The organism is Sphingobium sp. (assembly GCF_035511395.1).
Lineage (GTDB): Bacteria > Pseudomonadota > Alphaproteobacteria > Sphingomonadales > Sphingomonadaceae > Sphingobium.
In genome coordinates this window covers 1-2861 of record NZ_DATKFP010000158.1, presented here as the reverse complement: position 1 = coordinate 2861, position 2861 = coordinate 1, and the positions used below count along the sequence as shown (strand labels likewise).

At 63.4% G+C, this 2861-nt stretch carries 4 protein-coding genes; 1 reads left to right on the top strand and 3 read right to left on the bottom strand.

Features of this window, described 5'->3' with window-relative positions:
* The coding region (locus tag VMR39_RS10700; RefSeq protein ID WP_325415956.1) for a hypothetical protein at window positions 1-541 on the top strand (541 nt) is incomplete at its 5' end.
* A 104-nt stretch (window positions 542-645) separates the two neighbouring features.
* On the opposite strand, the gene VMR39_RS30465 is transcribed toward VMR39_RS10700, so the two are convergent.
* From VMR39_RS30465 to VMR39_RS10690, 3 genes are all read right to left on the bottom strand, one after another.
* Complete coding sequence (locus VMR39_RS30465; RefSeq protein WP_414712492.1) at window positions 646-888, bottom strand: HGGxSTG domain-containing protein; 243 nt, start codon at window positions 886-888, stop codon at window positions 646-648.
* Window positions 794-1573, bottom strand: a complete 780-nt coding sequence (locus VMR39_RS10695; protein ID WP_325415955.1) for a hypothetical protein — start codon at window positions 1571-1573, stop codon at window positions 794-796. Before VMR39_RS10695 ends, VMR39_RS30465 begins: the two co-directional genes overlap by 95 nt.
* 327 nt (window positions 1574-1900) lie before the next feature.
* Window positions 1901-2861: hypothetical protein (locus VMR39_RS10690; protein WP_325415954.1), on the bottom strand; the 961-nt coding region annotated here is incomplete at its 5' end.

Here is a 2861-nt window from a genome sequence, read left to right as displayed (position 1 = left end):
AGGGCGAGCGTGGAACGTTGATCGCGACATATCGGATGTGCGCTTGGCAATGGCCGCAATCAATCCTTTCCGGCTGATGCATCCGGTTCCGGAGACCCCGGAGGCGCGATGGGAAATGCTTGCTCTGATGACCTGTCCGCTCTTTGTCTCAGCGGACAGCTTGAACGCGTGCCTGCATCCTACCGCCATTGCCCAGCCCCCCAGCAGCCATTCGAAGAGCCAAATAGCCTATGCAGCTAGCAGCGGGGCGCACGACGTGGGTGCCGAAATACAGCTTCCTTCTCTCCCTGCTGGACTGACCACGCAGACAGCCAGAATGGACGCGCCGCATGTCCACGAAATGGCGAAGATGGTCCGCGACAACGAAGCGACCAGTCTCAATGATGCGGCTGCCAAAGCTGTAGAGCGGGCAAAGGCGCGATCACGCGCAGGCGACAATTCCATGCCCTTGAAGATAGCAGGCGACAAATCAGCGGCCGAGCGCCTCTATAAGTTAGGTTGCCGGATGTATGACAGCAAAACAGGACTGCCGATCACATAAGGATGGTTTCGAACAGGATGAGCTTTTCATTCACTCCCTTACGCTCAGAGAGGTGGGAGATCACCGCGCTCAGCCCTTACGGTGCCCGGAAAGTCCGCTTGTCGCTAGCCATGAGCTATCTCCCTCAGCAGGGCCGCGGCGGCTCGGCGCAGCGCTACAGCCTCCCTCGTTTCGCCGCCGTGCTTGTACGCGCCGTTCCGCTCACCCTTGGGCGCTCCTGGAGTGCGGCCGCCATGCATACGGCACCTAGCCCTACCTTTTACGGCTGGCGAGAGACACGACCCGCCCGCTCTCGTCCTGGCATGGCAGCGCCGGCAATTCTCCAGCCCGAGCGGCCGCTTGTGCATGGGTTTGCGCGGGAGCTTCTCCGGCCCCCCTGTCGTGATGGTAATGGACATGCTGGTGCAGCTCCTTCCGAACGGTGATCTTCTGCGATGTCGAGCGTTTGCGCCCCTTCATTCCCTGCAACGCCTGGATCTGCATGGTGAAGGTGCGAGCGAGCTTGCCGGCAATGGCAGCGTCCTTCTCCATGATCATGCCGCCGCGGTTCAGCGCGTCACGGGACAGCCGCATCTGCATCCAGTGGACGGCCACCATCTGCGCCGCCAGTGCGGCCTCCATCGATGTCCGCGGCTTCACGTCCGCCACCATGGCCAGCGCCGCGTTCAGCTCGGTTTCGTCGGCCTTCCAGCGCTGGGTGTCTTCGTCCCAGGACTGCCCGGCCAAGCGCTTCAGGTCTCGCATGAACGTGCGGTAGATCGAGGTCGAGCGGGTGCCGAAGGTGTCGGCAATCTGCAGCTCCCATAGATCGGGGTCGTTGTGCGGCGAGGTGATCTGCCAGCCATATTCGCCTGCGGGTTCGAGCATGACGCCGGGCGACGCCGGCCGCTTCTTTTGCCGCGCGAGAGCTGCGGGCTGGGCGTCCTTCACCCCCTGCAACGGCTCAGGACGCGAGCGGATCTTACGCTTCCGCTTTGGGGTGGGATTGACGTTCAGGTTTCCCGGATCAATGTCCGAGGACGGGCGAACCATCTTGGTGCTCCAACGAATACCAGCGGGCTATGTCTGACTTAAACGCCCGCAAGCCGCGGTCCCGCCATTCGCCATCCTGCAAAACGGCGACGTGAAGCGCCCCCGGCTTGTCGGCAAACTCGACGTAACCGAGCAGGCCGAAAGGGGCTTCACCCATGTCGTGAGGGCGCAGATTGCACAGCCCGAACAAAGGCAGCCTGATCGTCCTAAGGCCTGACCCTATCGTTTTTGAGGTGTTCCCGGTGTTCTCGGTGTGCAACCCAGGATTTCCGCGTGTTTCAGAGGAACACCTACCCATGTGTTCCGGTGTTCCAAGGTGTTCCCGCATCATCGGCGCTCCATGGGGTTTTCGATCCCCGCAGATTTGGCCCCGCCGAGAACGGGGGCGCCATACCAATCGGGGAACGTCGCGTGCAGATGGTCGCCCTCAGGATAGAACCGGGCGCCGGGCTCCACCTTGCGCACTTCACGCGACAGCCAGCCCATCGACTTGCCGGGCGGGGGCACAAGATCGAGCGAAGCGCCTTCGAGGTGCGCGCTGTTCTCGGCAGGATGGTAGCCGCGCCGCCGCATGTCCGCCTGGTATTCTTTTGTGCGGAATCCTGAAGTCAGGGTGAGGCCGGGGATCGCGCGTTGCAGACCGCCGACCACATCACGCTGCGGCATGTCAGCGCCAAGCCATTCGTCCGAGGGCTTCGGGGCCGCCTCCTGTCCAGGCCACGCACCGGCAGGGGTCGCTTCGTCCTTGGCCCCGCGATTTCCTCCGAACAGTTCAGCGCGAGCGTCCTGGCGTGCCTTGGTGACAACCTTCTTCGCCGCCTCTTCCTTGGCCTCGTCGTCCATGCCTGCCCACTCAGGAGAGGCGACGAGTTTCCCAAGCGCAGCATGGGAGGCACTGCCCGCAGCCTCCATGTACCCGTCATACTCGGTCGGGGTGAGTTGCCGCCCTCCCACCTTCTTAGAGGGATAGCCGGGGGCGTAGCCAAGCTGCAGAAGCGCCTTATTCACAGGGTCCTCAAGCGCGGTACTGATTGCCATGGGCGAAAGGAAGTCAGGGCCGACGCCGCCCTCGCTAATGACGGGCTCGCCCCAGATATTCCGGCGCGGCAGCAGGTCATCGCGCATCCCAGGAATGCGGGCCTGCACCGCATCGCCCACGGTCTCGGTTTCGCGTTGCACAGGGTCGAGCGTGCGCGCCGTGCCCGCGACGAGGTTGGGCACCAGGAGGGAGCCGACGAGCCGTTGCAGCATGTTGTCCGCGTTGCGTTCGGGATCATGCAGGGCGCCG

Coding starts and splice junctions, on each gene's coding strand:
- VMR39_RS10695 (WP_325415955.1), bottom strand. CDS start 1,573: ATGGTTCGCCCGTCCTCGGACATTGATCCGGGAAACCTGAACGTCAAT.
- VMR39_RS30465 (WP_414712492.1), bottom strand. CDS start 888: ATGCACAAGCGGCCGCTCGGGCTGGAGAATTGCCGGCGCTGCCATGCC.